Source organism: Dyella mobilis, assembly GCF_016904945.1.
Taxonomy (GTDB): domain Bacteria; phylum Pseudomonadota; class Gammaproteobacteria; order Xanthomonadales; family Rhodanobacteraceae; genus Dyella_B; species Dyella_B mobilis.
Genome location: NZ_JADIKF010000027.1, coordinates 1 through 18,519 on the forward strand (window position 1 = coordinate 1; position 18,519 = coordinate 18,519).

Sequence of the window (18,519 nt, forward strand, 5' to 3'; positions counted from 1 at the left end):
CGGGCACTCTCCCCACGTGCTTTGCCCACCATGATCGCGCCGCGCTCTTCGGCACTTAGATGACTGTAATTCCTCGCCATGCAGCACCTCGGTTGGGGGTGTTGCACTTGAGTCTAGAGACCGCCAACCAAAGAGAAGGGCACCCCCAGGGCGCGCTCGCCGGGCATCCATGCCCGGCAAGTGCGTGAAGGGTCGAAGGGGCTTTTCGACAGGGCATCCTGCCCTGACGAAAAGGCATGGACATCCGTGCCCATGCCCCCTGGCGGGGCCTGATCCTTCGCCCCTTCACCGCGCCCAAGGGGGCCCACAAAAGCTAAGCGCGCATCCATGCGCGCACTCGGTGCCGGCGCGTTGCGCCGGTAGAGCGCAGAGCGAGTGGTCGCAAACGTGGAAGTTGCAGCACTAGGTGCGAATGCGTACCAAGTGAGCAGGTTGGGTGACGACAAGCGAGGGCCGCTAGCGCTACTGCACCTTCACACTCTGCGCAGCTTCCATGAACTGCCTCGGCGTGCAGTTGTACTCGCGGCGGAATACCGCATACATGTATTGCAGCGAGGTAAAGCCGCTGCGCACGGCGACATCCGCCAATGGCATGGACGGATCAGCGAGCATGTTGCGAGCCATTTCCAGCTTGTGCTCGAGAATGGTCTGGTGCACCGATTTTTTCAGCTCGCGCTTGAAGTGTTCTTCCAGCAGCGTGCGCGAGATGCCGACGTAGTCGGCCACTTGTTCGGTCTTGATGCCCAGGCAGGCGTACTGGCGGATGTAGTGGCGCGCACGCATCACGTGCGGGCTCTTCAACGGTTGGTGCAGGCTGGTGGCTTGCACGTTGATGCCAACCGGAGGCACCAGGATGCGGGTGGTGGAGCAGTCGCCGCCGTGCAGCATCTGGTGCAGCACTTGCGCGGCCATGCGGCCCATTTCCTCGGCGCCCTGGATCACCGAGGTGAGCGGGATGCGGCTGAGCAACTGGGCGATCGGATCGTTGTCGATGCCGACGATGGCGATCTGTTCGGGGATCGGCACGTCCGCCACGATGCATGCCTGCAACAGCTGGCGGGCGCGGGCGTCGGTGACGGCGATGATGCCGATCGGCTTGGGCAGCGAGCGTACCCATTCGGCCATTTCTTCCTGCGAGCGGCCCCAGCCGCCGGCGCTGGTGGAGGAGCCGCGATAGACGATCCCTTCCAATCCGTCTGCATCGATCATGCGCTTGAAGGCCATTTCGCGTTCGCAGGCCCAGCGGTTGCCGGGCGCGGGAGGCAGGCCGTAGAAAGCGAAGCGTTGCAAGCCTTGTTCGATCAGGTGGTCGTAGGCGAGCCGCACCAGTTTCTGGTTGTCGGTGCCGACATACGGCGTGTTGTGCGGATATTGCGAATCGTCGGCATAGGAGCCGCCGACGGCGACCACGGGAATGGGCATGGCGGCCAGCGCTTCGGCCACCACGGGGTCGTCGAAGTCCGCGATGATGCCGTCGCCGCGCCAATGGTGGATGCCCACCGTGCGGCTGCGGAAATCCTCTTCCATGAAGAGGTCCCACTCGACCCGGGTGGAAGTGAGGTATTGCCCGATCCCCGAGATGACCTGCCGGTCGTAGACCTTGTTGGCGTTGAACAGCAATGCAATGCGATGAGGCGACATGTCGTAACCAGCCAGAAGAACCAGGCGGCGCTAGCCGTGCACCGGACGCTAACAGCTCAGTTGCCCTGGTACATGACGCATCGCGACAAAGAAAAATCTGGCACGGCTGGCGGATTTCGCAATTGCGGGCGGTAGTGGGCGGTTGCAGCATCCGAAACTCCACAGGAGCCCCGCATGAGCTATTTCGAGTCCATTTCCCCCATCCGTCCGGCGGGAGCCGACAACCCGAGCGCACTGGCTTTCCATCACTACGATCCCGCGCGCCTGGTGCTGGGCAAGCGCATGGACGAGCATCTGCGCCTGGCCGTCTGCTATTGGCACAGTTTCGTGTGGCCCGGCATCGACATGTTCGGCAGCGGCACGTTTCATCGCCCCTGGCAGGGCGCCGGCGAACCGATGGCGCTGGCGCGCCAGAAAGCGGATGCCGCGTTCGATTTTTTCCAGCGCCTGGGGGCGCCGTTCTACACCTTCCACGACACCGACGTGGCGCCGGAAGGCGACAGCCTTGCCGACTACGTGCGCAATCTCGCGGCGATGGTCGACGTGCTGGAGGCCAAGCAGGCCGAGACCGGCATGAAGCTGCTGTGGGGTACGGCAAATCTGTTCAGCCACCCGCGCTATGCGGCGGGTGCGGCCAGCAATCCGCAGCCGGAGGTGTTTGCCTGCGCCGCCACCCAGGTGTTTCACGCCATGAACGCTACCCAGCGCCTGGGTGGTGCCAATTACGTGTTGTGGGGCGGGCGCGAAGGGTATGACACGCTGCTCAATACCGATCTGCGCCGCGAGCGCGCGCAGTTGGGCCGCTTTTTCCAGATGGTGGTGGAACACAAGCACCGCATCGGCTTCAAGGGCACGATTCTGATCGAGCCCAAGCCGCAGGAGCCGACCAAGCATCAATACGACTACGACACCGCCACGGTCTACGGCTTCCTCAAGGAGTTCGGCCTGGAACAGGAAGTTCGCGTCAACCTGGAAGCCAACCACGCGACGCTGGCCGGGCATTCCTTCCATCACGAAGTGGCGACGGCCATTTCGCTCGGCGTGTTCGGCAGCATCGACGCCAATCGCGGCGATGCGCAGAACGGCTGGGATACCGATCAATTCCCCAACAGCGTGGAAGAACTCACGCTGGTGATGTACGAGATTCTTCGCCACGGCGGATTCACCACCGGCGGTTTCAACTTCGATACCAAGGTGCGCCGCCAGAGCAGCGACCCTGCCGATCTGTTCCACGGCCACATCGGCGCGATCGATGCGCTGGCCCTGGCGCTGGAGCGTGCGGCCGCGATGATCGAGCAGGATCTGCTGGCCGCGTTCAAGGCAGGGCGCTATGCCGGTTGGGAAGCACCTTTGGGCAAGCAGATACTGGACGGCGGTTTCACTTTGCAAGCGCTGGCCGATGAAGCCGTTCACCGCGATTTGCGTCCAGCGCACGTATCCGGCCAGCAGGAGTATCTGGAAAACCTCGTCAACCGCTACATCTACCGCTGAGCGCGCGCGTGTTCCTCGGTATTGATCTGGGCACCTCCGCCGTCAAGGCGGTGCTGCTCGACGGCGCGGGCGAGGTGCGTGCCCAGGCTGCGCATCCGTTGCCCATCTCCCATCCTCAACCGCGCTGGTCGGAGCAACAGCCGCAGGACTGGTGGTTGGCCGCACAATCGGCGATCGAACAACTGCTCGCCGCCATCGACAAGCAAGGCATTTCGCCGCGCCGGATCGCCGGCATCGGCTTGAGCGGGCAGATGCACGGTGCCGTCGTGCTGGACCGGGACGACCGCGTATTGCGCCCCGCGATCCTGTGGAACGATGGACGCAGCGATGCGCAATGCCGCCAGATGGAAGACTGGCCGGATTTCCGGGCGATCACCGGCAATCTGGCCATGCCCGGATTTACCGCGGCCAAGCTGCTGTGGTTGCGCGAGCACGAACCGGCCACCTTCGAACGCATTGCCAAGGTGTTGTTGCCCAAGGATTACCTGCGCCTGCGCCTGACCGGCGAATACGCCACCGATGCATCCGATGCCGCCGGCACCTTGTGGTTGAACGTGGCGCAGCGCAGCTGGAGCCGGCGCATGCTCGATGCCACCGGACTGTCGCACGACCACGTGCCTCCGGTGCTCGAAGGCAACGCGATTACCGGGTATCTCAATGCGGCATTGGCCGATCGCTGGGGCATGCAGCGCGTTCCGGTTGCCGCCGGCGGTGGCGACAACGCAGCGGGTGCGGTGGGCGCAGGTATCGTCCGGCACGGCCACGCGATGCTGTCGCTGGGAACCTCGGGCGTGTACTTCGCGGTATCCGATGGCTATCTCGCCCGGCCCGAGCAGGCCGTGCACAGTTTCTGCCATGCCTTGCCCGACACCTGGCATCTGATGTCGGTGATGCTCAATGCCGCCAGTTGCCTGGATTTCACCGCCAGGCTGGGCGGCTATCCGGATGTGGCGCAACTGCTGACGGATGCCGAACAGGCAGGGCAGCCCCGCGAAGGGCCGATGTTTCTGCCCTATTTGAGCGGCGAGCGCACGCCGCACAATGATGTGCACGCGTGCGGCGCTTTCACCGGATTGCGCGTGGACAGCGCGCGAAGTGACCTGGCCAATGCGACCCTGGAGGGTGTTGGCCTGGGCTTGCTGGATGGTATCGAGGCCGTGGATGCGGCGGGCTTGCGGGCCGATGACATCACCGTGATCGGCGGCGGCTCGCGCAGCGCCTATTGGACGCAGATGCTGGCCGATATCATCGGTCGCCCATTGACCCTGCGTGCAGGCGGCGAAGTAGGGGCCGCATTGGGTGCCGCACGACTGGCGCAGCTGGCGGTTGAACCCGGTGCAAGCCTCGACGAGGTATGCCGCATGCCCGAAACAGTGGCGGTGCGCGAGCCGGACGCCGCGCGTCACGCGTATTTTCGAGAGCGTCGCCAGCCGCGCTTTCGCTCGCTATATCGCCAACTCGCAGCGGTATACCGGGCGGAAGAGGGCGGGGCATGATGCGCATCAAAGCGTTTCTTCCCCGATGCCTGCTAATGCTTGCCGGGCTACTTTTTACCTTTGCGGCACACGCCAGCAAAGATCATCCCGTCATCGGCTTCTCCATCGACGATCTGCGTCTGGAGCGTTGGGCGCACGATCGCGACTATTTCGTCGCCGCCGCCACCCGGCTCGGTGCAACGGTCTACGTGCAATCGGCCGATGCCAGCGAAGAGCGCCAGGTGGCGCAATTGGAAAACCTGATTGCGCGCCAGGTCGACGTGCTGGTGATCGTGCCGTTCAATTCCAAGGTGCTCAGCAACGTGGTGGCCGAGGCGCGGCGCAATGGCATCAGGGTGGTTTCCTATGACCGCCTCATTCTCAATGCCGACGTCGACGCCTACATCACCTTCGACAACGAAAGGGTGGGCGAACTGCAGGCACAGGGCGTGCTGAATCTCGCACCGAAGGGCAATTACTTTTTGCTGGGTGGCTCGCCCACCGACAACAATGCCAAGATCATCCGCCAAGGCCAGATGAAAATTCTGCAGTCGGCGATCGACAGCGGCGCGATAAAGATCGTGGGGCAGCAGTGGACGCCGGACTGGGATGCGTCCAAAGCCTTGCGCATTATCGAAGATGCGTTGACGGCCAACGCCAACCACATCCAGGGCATCGTCGCGTCCAATGACGGCACCGCCGGCGGCGCCATCCAGGCGCTGGCGGCGCAGAAGCTGGCGGGGAAGGTGCCGGTATCGGGACAGGATGCGGATCTTGCCGCCGTGCGCCGCGTGATCGACGGCACGCAGGCGATGACCGTGTACAAGCCGATCAAGCAGATTGCCACGCGGGCGGCCGAGCTTTCCGTGCAACTGGTGCGCGGAGAGACGCCGCACTACGACACCGCGCTGAACAATGGCAGCAAGAGCGTGGACACCATCCTGTTGACCCCGATTCTGCTGACCCGCCAGAACGTGGATACGGTGATCGAGGACGGCTTCTATACCCATGCCCAAATCTACGGTCATTAGGGGCGCACCACGTGAGCGATTACCTGTTCGAAATGCGCGGGATCAAGAAGTCGTTCAACGGAGTGCCGGCCCTGAGCGGTATCGATTTGCGCGTTCGCCCGGGCGAATGCCTGGGCTTGTGCGGTGAAAACGGTGCCGGCAAGTCCACGCTGATGAAAGTGCTGTCGGGCGTTTATCCGCACGGCAGCTGGGAGGGCGACATTCTTTGGCAAGGCCGCCCGCTGCAGGCGCGTTCGGTGCGCGATAGCGAGCATGCCGGGATTGTGATCATTCACCAGGAACTGATGCTCGTGCCGGGTTTGTCGGTGCTCGAGAATCTGTTTCTCGGCAACGAATTGACCCGCCCGGGCGGACGCATGGATTACGAAGCCATGCAGGTGCGCGCCAAGGCCTTGCTGCAGGAACTGCAACTGGAGGATGTGGACGTATCGCTGCCGTTGATGCATTTCGGAGGCGGACATCAGCAGTTGTTCGAAATCGCCAAGGCCTTGGCCAAGCACGCCCGACTGCTGATCTTCGACGAGCCGACTTCTTCGTTGACCGCAAAAGAGACCGATGTCTTGCTGGGCATCATCGAACGACTGAAACGGCGTGGCATCGCCTGCATCTATATCTCGCACAAGCTGGACGAAGTGGCGCGCGTGTGCGACACCGTCAGCGTGATTCGCGATGGCAGGCACGTAGCGACGCATGCTGCGCACGAACTCGACGAGAACCGGATCATCGCCCTGATGGTCGGGCGCGAGATCGAGACGCTTTATCCCCGGGTGCCGCACGATATCGGCGATGTGCTGTTGCGCGCCGAGCACGTCGTTTGCCACGACGTGGCCGATCCTGCGCGCAAGCGCGTCGACGACGTTTCCTTCTCGTTGCGGCAGGGCGAAATCCTCGGCATAGCGGGCCTGGTCGGGGCGGGTCGCACCGAACTGGTCAGCGCGATCTTCGGCGCATATCCCGGGCACAGCGAAGCCCAGTTGTGGCTGGAGGGCGAACCGTTGCGGATCCGCTCGCCGCAGGATGCCATTCGAGCCGGGTTGGGCCTGGTGCCGGAGGATCGCAAGCGGCACGGCATCGTGCCGCTGATGGGCGTCGATCAGAACATCACGCTGGCGACCTTGCGCCACTACGCGCGGGCAGGGCGCGTCGACCGCGAGCACGAGGAGCGCGAAGCCGAGAACCAGATCGGCAGGATGCGCGTCAAAACGGCGAATGCCGCGCTGCCGATCGCCCTGCTTTCCGGCGGCAATCAGCAAAAGGCCTTGTTTGCGCGGATGCTGCTGACCAGGCCGAAGATCCTGATCCTCGACGAACCCACTCGCGGCGTAGACGTCGGCGCCAAGGCGGATATCTATCGCCTGATCTTCGAGCTGGCCGCCGAAGGCGTGTCGATCATCCTGGTTTCTTCGGAGCTGCCGGAAATACTGGGCGTAAGCGACCGCGTGCTGGTGATGAGCGAAGGACGCCTCACCGGCAACTTCGTCAATGCGGGGCTCACCCAGGAACAGATCATGGCTGCGGCGATCGGTTCGGCTTCGACCGCCGGGCCGGCAAACGTGCCTGGGCGCCAGGTCCACGAAGGCGAGCAACCGTTGGTTTTTTAGGCAGGACCGGTCTTCCACCCTGACGCTCTTTCCGTACCGGAAGGAGACTTTCGAGAGAGCCATCGCCCACCATGCACGCCCAAGACTTCCGCCGCCTGTTCGTCCGCTACAAAATCCTCGCGTTGCTGCTGGCTTTGGCTGCCATCTGGATCTTTTTTCACGTCGCCACCGGCGGCGCTTTCATCAGCGCCCGCAATCTTTCCAATCTGCTGCGCCAGACCTCGATCACCGGCATGCTCGCCTGCGGCATGGTGTTCGTGATCATCGCCGGCGAAATTGATTTGTCGGTGGGCTCCCTGCTGGGATTGCTGGGTGGCGTGGTGGCGGTGCTTACGGTCAACCTGCAGTGGTCGTCCTGGAGCGCCGTGCTGCTGGTGTTGCTGCTGGGCTTGGCAGCGGGGTTGTTCAACGGATTCATCGTCACGCGGCTGCGGGTGCCTTCGTTCATCGTCGGCCTTGGCGGCATGCTTGCGTTCCGCGGCGTTTTGCAGGGCATTACGCACGGTGCAACCATCGCGCCGGTACCGGCCGACCTGGTGTATCTGGCCGAAGGCTATCTGCCGCCGTGGCCATCGTCGCTGCTGGCAACGGGTGCGTTTGCGGTGTTGGTCGCGCTCACGCTGCTACGGCGTCGCCGCCGAAAGGCGCAGTCGATCCCGCAGGCTGCGGCATGGCTGGACGTGCTGAAACTGGCCGTGGCCGGCGCAGTGCTGGCGATTTTCACCAGCATGCTCAACCGCTATAGCGGCATACCGTTGCCGGTACTGTTGCTGCTCGCGCTGCTGGTGATCTTCAGCTACGTGGCGAGCCAGACGGTGCTGGGCCGGCACATCTACGCCGTGGGCGGCAACGTCGAGGCGAGCCGGCTGTCCGGCATCCGCGTGTCGGGCGTAAAGATGGTGGTGTTCGGCCTGATGGGACTGATGTGCGCCTTCGCCGGCATCATCAATACCGCCCGTCTTGCAGCGGGTTCGCCTTCGGCGGGAACCAATGGCGAACTGGATGCGATCGCGGCCTGTTTTATCGGCGGTACTTCCATGCGCGGCGGCGCCGGCACGGTACATGGGGCGTTGATAGGCGCGTTGGTGATGGCCAGCCTGGATAACGGCATGTCGATGATGGATGTCGACAATTACTGGCAGCTCATCGTGAAGGGCGCGATCCTGGTGATTGCCGTATGGGTCGATGTGCTGTCCGGCGCCAAGCGCGATTGACGCGCGGCGCGACGGCTGGAACGGGGTGCAAAAAAACGCGCCGGGAATGTAGGCGGTACATTCCCGGCGCTGCCAGTCCAAACGACGGTTATAAACGGGAGTAAAAAAACCGTCGTGCGAACTACGAAAAGGTCAATCGATCAAAGGTCGTCGGAAATCACGTCTGGCCAGGTAAGCCCTTGGAGAGGGTGGGGTGTTGCCGGGTTGCTGGTGCGTATTTACTACCGCGCATCAAACGCGGGTCAGGGATGAAAAAGTTTCAGGTCGATGGCATTGGCCATGGCCTGGTAGCCGGCACTGTTGGGATGCAGGTGGTCGCCGCTGTCGTAGGCGGCGAGCATGCGCTCCGGGTGCGCCGGATCGCGAACCGCCGCCTCGAAATCCACCACGCCGTCAAACGCACCCGACGTGCGGATCCAGGTATTCACCGCTTCGCGTTCCTGCTCGCCCACGACACTGTGGTAAGGCCATCCGGCGCCCCCGAACGGCGTAAGGGTGGCGCCGTAGATCTTCACGCCCTTGGTGTGAGCACGGGCAATCAAGGTTTTCATGCCGTCGATGATCTGCTGCGCGCTGACTTTGTCTTTGGCGGCGATGGCGTAGCCCGATCCGCCGATGTCGTTGATGCCCTCCAGCAGCACGACCCAGTGCACGCCGGGCTTGTCCAGCGCGTCGCGGTCGAATCGCGCCAGTGCGCTGGGGCCGAAGTTGTCCTGCAGGATGCGGTTGCCGCCGATGCCGGAGTTGGCCACGCCGATCGTTGCCAATGACTTGTCTACTTGCAGGCGTGCGGCAAGATAGTCCGGCCAGCGCTGGTTCGCGCCCGGGGTGGAGCCGACGCCATCGGTGATGGAATCGCCGAACGCGACGACGGTCTGCCGGGCGACGGGGCCGCTCACCGCGATATCGGTGATGAGGAACCGGTTGCCGCTGGTTTCGTCGGCGGGGAAGTGCACGGTTGATGTCGCATCGCCGCTTTCGTTGACGAAGGCGGTGGCCAAGCCTGCGTTGTGAATGGTCGATGGGCCGTCCACGCTGCCGGGCGGCACGTAAATGCTTACGGCCAGTTCCTGCAGTGCACCCACGTTCATGGCAACCGGATCGCTCCACACGCTCTGGCCCTTGGGGATCGTCACCCCGGATTTGCCTTCGAAGCGCAGCGCGTGATCGGTGCCAGGCACGATATCGGCGCCCGTTGCGTGCGATGCCAGGTGCACGTTGCCGACGGTAAGCGGGCCGCTGCCGAACAGGTTGGACAGCCGGATGCGAACCTGGGTACCGGCGACGCTGGTTCGCACGATCTGCCGCACGGTCTGTGCTTTGAGCAGCGCACCTGCGGAATCCGGGGCGCAGGCCCAGGTATCGACCCAGGCGGTGCGATCGGCGCCGATCGCCACAGTCGTGGCGACGAGGCCGCAGAGAGATACGGCGATGGCCCGTTTCAATATCCAATGCTGCACGAGGCGATTTCCCGGATGAGGGCGAAGCGACGGCGCATATAAGTAGCAGAAGGCGATTTAACTTAATGACGGCCGGGCTTTATAAAATTCACCACCCCGACCCATGACGAATGGGCCATCTCGGGTGGCGGCTCGCCATGCTGGTCTACAATCGAACGACTACGGCCAGGCCGGATCGGATCGAGGAAGCGAGTCATGAAAAACGAATATCGCGCAGGGCTGATGGTGGGAGCGATGACGGCCGCACTGACCTTCGCCACCTCGGCGTTCGCCGCGCTTGCGCCGGGCGCCCAGGCACCGGATTTCACCGCGCAGGCGAGCCTGGCCGGCAAGGGCTTTACCTTTTCCCTGAAGCAGGCTCTGCAGAAGGGGCCGGTGGTGGTCTATTTCTATCCCTCGGCCTATACCGGCGGCTGCGATATCGAGGCGCACACCTTCGCGACCCAAAAGGCCAGCTTCGACGCGGCCGGTGCAACCATCATCGGCGTCTCCGAAGACAGCCTGCAGCGCCTCAATACTTTTTCTGCCGACCCCAACTACTGCGCGGGCAAGTTCCCGGTGGCCTCCGATGCCAACGGGGCGATCGCCACCTCCTACCAGCTCAAGACCGAGGCGGCCCAGGCAGGCGCGAAGGACGTGCGAGGTGTCGAGATCGGCCATGGCTTCATCGAGCGCACGACCTTCGTGATCGGCAGCGACGGCAAGATCGTGGCCACGCTCTCCTCGGAGGCCGACCATCTCCATCCCGCCGACCACGTAAAGAAGTCGCTTCAGATCGTGCAAGAGATCAAGGCGGGCAAGGCGCCGTAAGGCTTGCAAGAGCTGAAAGCTTTCGGTCCGAAAGGATCGAAAGCTTTTGAAGCTTTAAGTCCACGTTTCAATCGCTGTGGCAACGCCTCGGCGCGTTTGCGAGCGTGCGGCCGATCACTCTTTTCAATCGGCAGGCAAGCATTGCTTTTTCAGTGCGCAATAATCGGTCGACAAGGCAGCTGAGTGTTTTTTAGGCAAAACCGACAGGCCCATTATTCAAGTGGCTGATTTGTAAGTTCATTGCTAATACGTTTCGGCAAGCGGTTTAATTCACGCAAATTTCACGCCGCAAAACACCCGTTGCCAGCCGATTCGATTAAGCATAAATTTATGCTGGTAACAGGGAGTGTCCTCACGAGTCGGAACGGATGACTTTGCGGCGTTTGCGCTGCCAGATCAGCTCGCTACGCAGACCCGCGAGGGGGAGCTACCAAAGCTTAAGTCGTTCACGGTTGCAGCATTTGCTCCGTCGGGTGACGCACGCCTGTCATTTGGCTGTCAATCGCCGGACCCGGCGAGTGGGTTCGAATGTTGCAGTTCTACTGTGGGTTGATCCTTTTCCAAGGAGACGTCGTATGGCAAAGCAAAGCAGTCAGAAGTTCATAGCGCGAAATCGCGCGCCTCGTGTACAGATCGAATACGACGTCGAGGTGTATGGCGCACAAAAGAAGGTGCAGGTTCCCTTCGTGATGGGCGTGATGTCCGATCTTTCCGGCGCCAACAACGCCGACCTGCCGCCGGTGGAAGAGCGCAAGGCGCTGGAGATCGATGTGGATAACTTCGACAGCCGCATGCAGGCCATGAAGCCGCGTGCCAGCTTCACGGTACCCAACACCCTGACCGGCGAAGGAAGCCTGAGCGTCGACATCACCTTCGAAAGCATGGACGACTTCTCCCCGGCGGCGGTGGCCCGCAAGGTCGGTGCGGTGGCCAAGCTGCTCGAGGCACGCACCCAGCTCGCCAATCTCGGCACCTATCTGGACGGCAAGGCCGGCGCGGAAAAGCTGATCGCCCAGGCGATCAACGACCCGGCGCTGCTGCAATCGCTGGCTTCGGCGCCCAAGCCGGGCGACGCGAAGGACGGGGAGTAAGCAATCATGGCAACTGAAAAACTGGCCGAACAGGGCGGCGCCGCGCAAACCATCGAAGCCGGCGACTTTGCGTCCCTGCTGAGCAAGGAATTCAAGCCCAAGAGCGAGCGCGCCAAGGAAGAGGTCGAGTCCGCCGTCCGCACGCTCGCCGAGCAGGTTCTGAACAAGTCGGAGATCGTTTCCGACGACGTCACCCAGACCATCAACGCCTACGTGGCCGAGCTGGATCGCAAGATCACCGAACAGCTCAACCTCATCATGCACCACGAGAATTTCCAGAAGCTGGAAAGCGCGTGGCGCGGCCTGCATTTCCTGGTCAACAACACCGAAACGGACCAGTTGCTGAAGATCCGCGTGATGAACATCTCCAAGAAGGAGCTGGGCAAGACGCTCAAGCGCTACAAGGGCACCGCCTGGGATCAGAGCCCGATCTTCAAGAAGGTCTACGAAGAGGAATACGGCCAGCTGGGTGGCGAACCCTATGGCTGCCTGGTCGGCGACTACTACTTCGACCACAGCGCGCCGGACGTGGAAATGCTGGCCGGCATCGCCCAGGTCGCCGCCGCGGCGCATGCGCCGTTCATCAGCGCCGCCAACTCCAGCCTGATGGGCATGGACAACTGGAACGAACTGGCCAATCCGCGCGACCTCGCCAAGATTTTCTCCACGCCGGACTACGCTGCATGGCGTTCGCTGCGTGAATCGGAAGACGCCAAGTACATCGGCCTGGCCATGCCGCGCACGCTGTCGCGCATGCCCTATGGCGCGAAGACCAACCCGGTGGAAGAGTTCGATTTCGAAGAAGATACCGCCGGCGCCGATTCGTCCAAGTACACCTGGCAGAACGCCGCCTACGCGATGGCGGTGAACATCAACCGTTCGTTCAAGGAATACGGCTGGTGCTCGCGCATCCGCGGTATCGAATCCGGCGGTGCGGTGGAAGGCCTGCCGGTGCATACCTTCCCGACCGACGACGGCGGCGTGGACATGAAGTGTCCCACCGAAATTGCCATCACCGACCGCCGTTCGGCCGAGCTGGACAAGATGGGCCTGATGCCGCTGGTGCACCGGAAGAATTCCGACATGGCGGCCTTCATCAGTGCCCAGTCGCTGGCCAAGCCGGAGGAATACGACAATCCCGACGCCACCGCCAATGCGGCGCTGGCGGCCCGCCTCCCGTACATGTTCGCTTGCTGCCGTTTCGCGCACTATCTGAAGTGCATCGTGCGCGACAAGATCGGCTCGTTCAGCAGCAGGGAGAGCGTACAGAATTGGCTGACCAACTGGATCAGCCAGTATATCGACGGCGATCCGCTCAATTCGAGCGAGGAGACCAAGGCGCGCAAGCCGCTTTCTGCCGCGGAAGTCGTGGTGGAAGAAGTGGAAGGCGCACCGGGGTACTACACCTCCAAGTTCTACCTCAAGCCGCATTACCAGCTTGAGGGTCTGACCGTATCGCTGCGTCTAGTTTCGCGTCTGCCGTCGGCGGCGAAAGCCTGAATCATCAGGAAGTGTGTTGCAAAGGGAACCGCCAGGTTCGGCGGTAGCCATCATCAATCAGGTAACCGAGGAGAGGTTTCATGGCATTCGATATGCACATCAAGTTTGGCTCTGGCAAGGTCAAGATCGAGGGCGCATCCAACCACAAGAAGCACAAGGGCGAAGTGCCGATCCTTGCGTGGTCGTGGGGCACCAGCAACACCGGCGATCTGCATGCCGGCGCCGGTTCCGCCAGCGGCGGCAAGGCTCACGTGCAGGACATTTCGATCACCAAGTATGTGGACGGCTGCTCCAACGCCCTGCTGCAGGCTTGCTGCACCGGCGCACGCATCGACCAGGCTTGGCTGTACGTCACCAACGCCACCGGCGAGCAGAGCGACTTCCTCACCATTGAGCTGAGCGAAGGCATTCTGATCACCTCGACCTCCACCGGCGGCAGCGGCGGCGAAGATCGCCTCACCGAAAACATCACGCTGCACTTCGGTAAGTTCAAGTACTCCTTCCAGCCGCAGGACGACAAGGGCGGCAAGCAGGGCGGTACGAAGGACTTCACCTTCGATATCCAGCAGGTCGCCAGCGCCTAAACCTGATTGGGCTCTTGCACTAGCTGAAAGTGGTATCAGCCCGGAATCTCGGCGCGTCTGCGCCGAGATTCCTGTCGCCTTACGAAAATGCTGGGCATGGACATGACTCCGGAAAACATGCTGAAAGAAGGTCGATTGGATGAGGCCTTGCAAGGGTTGACGGCGAAAGTCCGTGGCAATCCGGCGGACGCCAAGGCGCGGGTGTTTCTGTTTCAGCTGCTGTCGGTGCTGGGCCAATGGGAGCGCGCGCAAACGCAGTTGAAAGTGAGCGGCGAACTCGACGTCGGCAATACGCTGATGGTGGGCGCGTATAGCCGTGCATTGCAGGGCGAACTGGAACGCGCGGCCGTGGTGAAAGGCGAACGATCGCCGATGGTGATCGGCGAACCTGCGCAATGGCTGGCCTTGCTGCTGCAATCGCTGAAGTTGATGGGCGAGGGGCGTCACAAGGAGGCGTTGCCGCTGCGCGAGCAGGCCTTCGAAGAGGCCGACGCGATAAGCGGAACCATCGATGGCCAGCGCTTCGAGTGGCTTGCCGATGCCGATCCGCGGTTCGGTCCCTGCCTGGAAGTCATCGTCAACGGCGGTTATTCCTGGGTGCCGTTCTCGCGCATCAAGGAACTGAAATTCGATGCGCCGGCCGACCTGCGCGACAAGGTCTGGGCGCCGGTGCAGATTACCTGGAGCAACGGCGGCGAAGCGATCGGTTTCGTGCCGTGCCGTTACCCCGACTCCGAACGCGCGCAGGACAGCGATCTGGTGCTGGCCCGCAAGACCGACTGGGTCGAGATAGACGGCGATTGCTACGTAGGTTCCGGCCAGCGCATGCTGGCGACGGATGCCGGCGAATACCCTCTGCTGGACGTCCGCAACATTTCATTCGATCACTGAGCGTATGGCCGAGCTCACCACCCAGGAACGCCTGCAACCGTCGTTGCTGGATCGTTTGGCCGATGACGAACCCGCCAAGCACGAGGAGAGCCGCGAGAAACGCGTGATCTCCGCTGCGCGGCTGCGCGACTGCGTGACGCGGGATATTTCCTGGCTGCTCAATTGCGTGAACCTGGGGATCGAGGAGCAGTTGGCCGATTATCCGGACGTTGCCCGTTCGGTGCTCAATTTCGGCATTCCCGATCTCACCGGCACGGCCCTGGCCGGTGTCGATGCCCACGTATTGCAGCGACAGATCAGAGAGGCCTTGCTGGCGTTCGAGCCGCGGCTTACGCCCAGTACGTTGCGCGTCACCGTGCAGACCGATGCCAAGCGCATGGACCGTCAATCGCTCATCTTCAACATCGAATCGGAGATGTGGGCCCAGCCGATTCCGCTGAATCTCTACCTGAAGACGGAAGTGGACCTGGAAACCGGCAAATTCAACGTTTCGGAGAGCTTCGGCTAAGCATCATGGATCCGCGATTGCTGCGTTACTACAACCGCGAGCTGCAACACGTGCGGGAAATGGGCGCGGAGTTCGCGCGCGAGTACCCCAAGATCGCCGGGCGCCTGGGCATGGAGGGCTTCGAGTGCGCCGATCCCTACGTGGAGCGCCTGCTGGAAGGGTTTGCTTTCATGGCGGCGCGCATCCAGTTGAAGCTCGATGCGCAGTACCCGGTGTTCACCCAGCACCTGCTGGAGATGATCTACCCGCATTACCTGTCGCCGGTGCCGTCGATGGCGGTGGTGCAGTTGCTCCCCGATCCCAAGGAAAGTGCATTGGCCACCGGTTATACGGTGGCGCGCAATACGGCGCTGCGCAGTCTCATTTCGAACGACGACCGCACAGCTTGCGAATATCGCACGGCACACGACGTCACCCTGTGGCCGGTGGAGCTGACCGAGGCCAAATATTTTGAAACGCCTGCGGCCATTGCCGCCGCCGGCGTGCCGATTCCCGCCGGCAAAACGGTGCGCGCCGGCCTGCGCCTGAAATTCAGCATCATCGCCGGTGCACAAGCCAATATGCTGGCCATGGACGACCTGCCGGTATTCATCGCCGGCGCCGACGAACTGCCCAAGCGCTTGTACGAGCAGTTGCTGGGCAATGCGCAAGGCTACGTGGTGCGCATCGCCGGTCCCAATGGCCAACTGGTCGAGCATTTTCCGGCCGAGGCGATCCTCGACAAGGGCTTTGCCGACGAAGAGGCGCTGCTGCCTTACAGTGATCGATCCTTCAGCGGCTATCGGCTGCTGCAGGAGTATTTCGCCTGCCCGGAGCGCTTCCTGTTCGCGGTATTCACCGGATTGAAATCGGTGCTTTCGCGCTCGCAGGCCACGGAATTCGACCTCACCGTATTCTTCGATCGCAGCGTCGGCCGCCTGCACAATGCCGTCGACGCGAGCAATTTCAGGTTGTTCTGCACGCCGGCGATCAATCTGTTTCCGCGCCGCGCCGACCGCATCCACCTGCAGCAGGGCAGGACCGAATACCACGTGGTGCCCGACCGCACCCGACCGATGGATTTCGAAGTGCACAGTCTCAGCCAGGTCGAAGGATTCGGCGACCGGCAGGAGCCCGAGCAGCGCTTCCAGCCGTTCTACGGCTGCGACGAACGGGTCTGGCACAACGGCACGGCGGCGTTCTATAGCCTGCGGCGCGAACCGCGCATGCTGTCCGCCCGGCAGAAGTTGCAAGGCGCACGATCGAGCTACGTCGGCAGCGAAATGTTCATTTCGCTGGTGGATGCCAACGATGCTCCTTATTCCACGCGCCTGCGGCAGATCGGCATGATGCTGATGTGCACCAACCGCGATCTTCCCCTGCAGATGCCGGTAGGCAAGTCGCGCACCGATTTCACGCTGGAAACCGGGGCGCCGGTGGCGTCCATCCGTTGCGTGGCGGGCCCGACCAAGCCGCGTGCGCCGACCGCACACGGCGAAACCGCCTGGCGCCTGCTGAGCCACCTGCAACTCAATTACGTGTCATTGCTGGGCGACAGCGGCGAAGAAGGTGCCGCGGCGCTGCGCGAGATGCTTACGCTTTACTGCGATGAATTCGATGCCAGCGCTCGGCGCCAGATCGAAGGCGTGAAAGCGGTCAGTTCCAAATCGGTGGTGCGGCGCATTCCGGTGCCGGGGCCGATCGCATTCGGGCGCGGCCTGGAAATCACCCTGACCTGCGATGACGGTGCTTTTGAAGGTACGGGGGCCTTCCTGCTTGGTTCGGTGATGAAGCATTTCTTCGCGCGCTACGTATCGGTGAACTCGTTTACCGAAACCGTGCTGCGCACCCTGGAACGCAACGAGGTGGCTCGATGGCCGGCCCGACTCGGCAAACGCCAGATCCTGTAGCGCTGGAGAACGCGCTGCGCGACCGGCCCGAGAACTTCGAGTTCTTCGAGGCGTTGCGCTGGCTGGAATGCGCGTATCCGGACCGCCCGCGACTGGGCCGCTCCGCCAAGCCGGCAGAAGATGCCGTGCGCTTGTGCCAGACGCCTTCGCTGGCATTCGCGCCGCGCATGGTGGAGCGTTTCGAACGACAGCCCGCAGGCCGGCCGCCGCACATGCACGGCCTGTTCTTCGGTTTGTTCGGACCCAACGCGGCGATGCCGCTGCATTTGACCGAGTACGTGCTCGACCGCAAGCACAACGCACGCGACAACACCTTCATCGCGTTCGCGGACATTTTTCACCATCGCATGCTGAGCCTGTTTTACCGGGTCTGGGCAGACGCGCAGCCCACGGTGCAGCTCGATCGCCCGGCCGAGGACCGGTTTGGCCTTTACATGGGTGCGTTGGTGGGGTTGTCGACACCCAACCTGCAAGCACGCGATGCTTTGCCGGATCAATACAAACACTTTTTTGCGGGGCGCCTGTTGGCTCAGGCGCGCAATGCCGAAGGCCTCAAGCATCTGCTGGAACACTTCTTCGACATTCCGGTAAAAATTCTGGAATTCGTCACCGAATGGATGCGCCTGCCGGATTCGGCGCACTGCCGGCTGGGCCATTCGCGCGAAGTGGCTGGGTTGGGCATGACGGCCGTGCTCGGCGAATACGTGTGGGGCGCGCAGCAGCGCTTCCGCTTGCGGCTGGGACCGCTTACGCGTGCGCAGTTCAACAACTTCCTGCCGGGCGGATCGGCATTGAAGCAATTGGTGGCCGCAGTAAAAACGTACGTGGGCGAGGAAAAGGCCTGGGACGTGCAGCTCGTGCTCAAGCGCGAGGAAGTGCCTGGTACGCGCATGGGGCAGGGTGGCCGCATGGGTTTGACGACCTGGATGGGCGCTCCCCGGCGCGAGGATGATTGCGACGACGTGGTGTTGCGGCCGGTGGGATAGGCGTGCAGTTGGGGAGGTAGCGCGTCGGATTGGTGTAGCAGGCAAGGACGGAGGAAGCCGTGATCAGCATCTTTACGCTGTCGGCAGCGATATCTGCGGTTGAAGAAAAGATCCATGGTCTAAGGGAACAGATCGCGGTTGCGGATGATCCGGATCTTTCCCTGCTCGAGGAAGAGTTGCTTTGCTTTTCGAAAGCCAGGATGGAGCTGAAGGAGCTGTACGTGAAAGAGCAAAGAGGGACCAGCAATTTTCCGACTTATGACGAGCTTATCCGGATGACGCCAGCGTCCTGACCGTCGTGAGCGTTAACTGAACCTTTCACTCTCTCCCGAACCAGACGGAGAGAC

Annotated in this window: 16 protein-coding genes; 14 read left to right on the forward strand and 2 right to left on the reverse strand. The window is 62.4% G+C overall.

Annotation, left to right across the window (positions count from 1 at the left end):
- Positions 1-462 precede the first annotated feature (462 nt).
- Positions 463-1,641, reverse strand: coding sequence for a XylR family transcriptional regulator (locus ISS99_RS00255; protein WP_204629559.1), 1,179 nt, complete (start codon positions 1,639-1,641; stop codon positions 463-465).
- Positions 1,642-1,815: 174 nt separating this feature from the next.
- Between ISS99_RS00255 and xylA the strand changes: the two genes are divergently transcribed.
- From xylA to ISS99_RS00280, 5 genes are all read left to right on the forward strand, one after another.
- Positions 1,816-3,132: a xylose isomerase gene (gene xylA / locus ISS99_RS00260; protein ID WP_204629560.1), complete on the forward strand. Its 1,317-nt coding sequence runs from the start codon at positions 1,816-1,818 to the stop codon at positions 3,130-3,132.
- 8 nt (positions 3,133-3,140) lie between these two features.
- Positions 3,141-4,628: a xylulokinase gene (xylB, locus tag ISS99_RS00265; RefSeq protein ID WP_204629561.1), complete on the forward strand. Its 1,488-nt coding sequence runs from the start codon at positions 3,141-3,143 to the stop codon at positions 4,626-4,628.
- Positions 4,625-5,638: a D-xylose ABC transporter substrate-binding protein gene (gene xylF, locus ISS99_RS00270; RefSeq protein WP_239537508.1), complete on the forward strand. Its 1,014-nt coding sequence runs from the start codon at positions 4,625-4,627 to the stop codon at positions 5,636-5,638. Before xylB ends, xylF begins: the two co-directional genes overlap by 4 nt.
- Before the next feature lie 11 nt (positions 5,639-5,649).
- Complete coding sequence (gene xylG, locus ISS99_RS00275) at positions 5,650-7,239, forward strand: D-xylose ABC transporter ATP-binding protein (protein WP_284343819.1); 1,590 nt, start codon at positions 5,650-5,652, stop codon at positions 7,237-7,239.
- 71 nt (positions 7,240-7,310) lie between these two features.
- A complete protein-coding gene (locus ISS99_RS00280; protein WP_204629562.1) occupies positions 7,311-8,453 on the forward strand; it encodes a sugar ABC transporter permease in 1,143 nt (380 codons plus the stop codon).
- Positions 8,454-8,695: 242 nt separating this feature from the next.
- Here ISS99_RS00280 and ISS99_RS00285 read toward each other — a convergent pair whose 3' ends face one another.
- Entirely contained in the window at positions 8,696-9,913 is a 1,218-nt protein-coding gene (locus ISS99_RS00285; protein ID WP_204629563.1) for an SGNH/GDSL hydrolase family protein, read from the reverse strand.
- Between the two features lie 234 nt (positions 9,914-10,147).
- On the opposite strand from ISS99_RS00285, the gene ISS99_RS00290 reads away from it, so the two are divergent.
- From ISS99_RS00290 to ISS99_RS00330, 9 genes are all read left to right on the forward strand, one after another.
- The gene (locus ISS99_RS00290; RefSeq protein ID WP_239537509.1) at positions 10,148-10,723 is read left to right on the forward strand and encodes a peroxiredoxin; all 576 of its coding nucleotides are present in this window, start codon (positions 10,148-10,150) and stop codon (positions 10,721-10,723) included.
- A 575-nt stretch (positions 10,724-11,298) separates the two neighbouring features.
- A complete protein-coding gene (gene tssB / locus ISS99_RS00295) occupies positions 11,299-11,814 on the forward strand; it encodes a type VI secretion system contractile sheath small subunit (protein ID WP_204629564.1) in 516 nt (171 codons plus the stop codon).
- A 6-nt stretch (positions 11,815-11,820) separates the two neighbouring features.
- A complete protein-coding gene (gene tssC, locus ISS99_RS00300) occupies positions 11,821-13,314 on the forward strand; it encodes a type VI secretion system contractile sheath large subunit (protein WP_204629565.1) in 1,494 nt (497 codons plus the stop codon).
- A gap of 80 nt (positions 13,315-13,394) precedes the next feature.
- Positions 13,395-13,898: an Hcp family type VI secretion system effector gene (locus ISS99_RS00305; RefSeq protein WP_204629566.1), complete on the forward strand. Its 504-nt coding sequence runs from the start codon at positions 13,395-13,397 to the stop codon at positions 13,896-13,898.
- Positions 13,899-13,994: 96 nt separating this feature from the next.
- Positions 13,995-14,789: a type VI secretion system accessory protein TagJ gene (locus tag ISS99_RS00310; protein ID WP_204629567.1), complete on the forward strand. Its 795-nt coding sequence runs from the start codon at positions 13,995-13,997 to the stop codon at positions 14,787-14,789.
- Between the two features lie 4 nt (positions 14,790-14,793).
- Positions 14,794-15,297 carry a type VI secretion system baseplate subunit TssE gene (gene tssE / locus ISS99_RS00315; protein ID WP_204629568.1) on the forward strand — a complete coding sequence of 168 codons (504 nt, stop codon included), beginning with the start codon at positions 14,794-14,796 and terminating at the stop codon, positions 15,295-15,297.
- 5 nt (positions 15,298-15,302) lie between these two features.
- Positions 15,303-17,186 carry a type VI secretion system baseplate subunit TssF gene (gene tssF, locus ISS99_RS00320; RefSeq protein WP_204629569.1) on the forward strand — a complete coding sequence of 628 codons (1,884 nt, stop codon included), beginning with the start codon at positions 15,303-15,305 and terminating at the stop codon, positions 17,184-17,186.
- Positions 17,150-18,172, forward strand: a complete 1,023-nt coding sequence (tssG, locus tag ISS99_RS00325; protein WP_204629570.1) for a type VI secretion system baseplate subunit TssG — start codon at positions 17,150-17,152, stop codon at positions 18,170-18,172. Before tssF ends, tssG begins: the two co-directional genes overlap by 37 nt.
- 59 nt (positions 18,173-18,231) lie before the next feature.
- Entirely contained in the window at positions 18,232-18,465 is a 234-nt protein-coding gene (locus tag ISS99_RS00330) for a hypothetical protein (RefSeq protein ID WP_204629571.1), read from the forward strand.
- Positions 18,466-18,519: the final 54 nt, after the last annotated feature.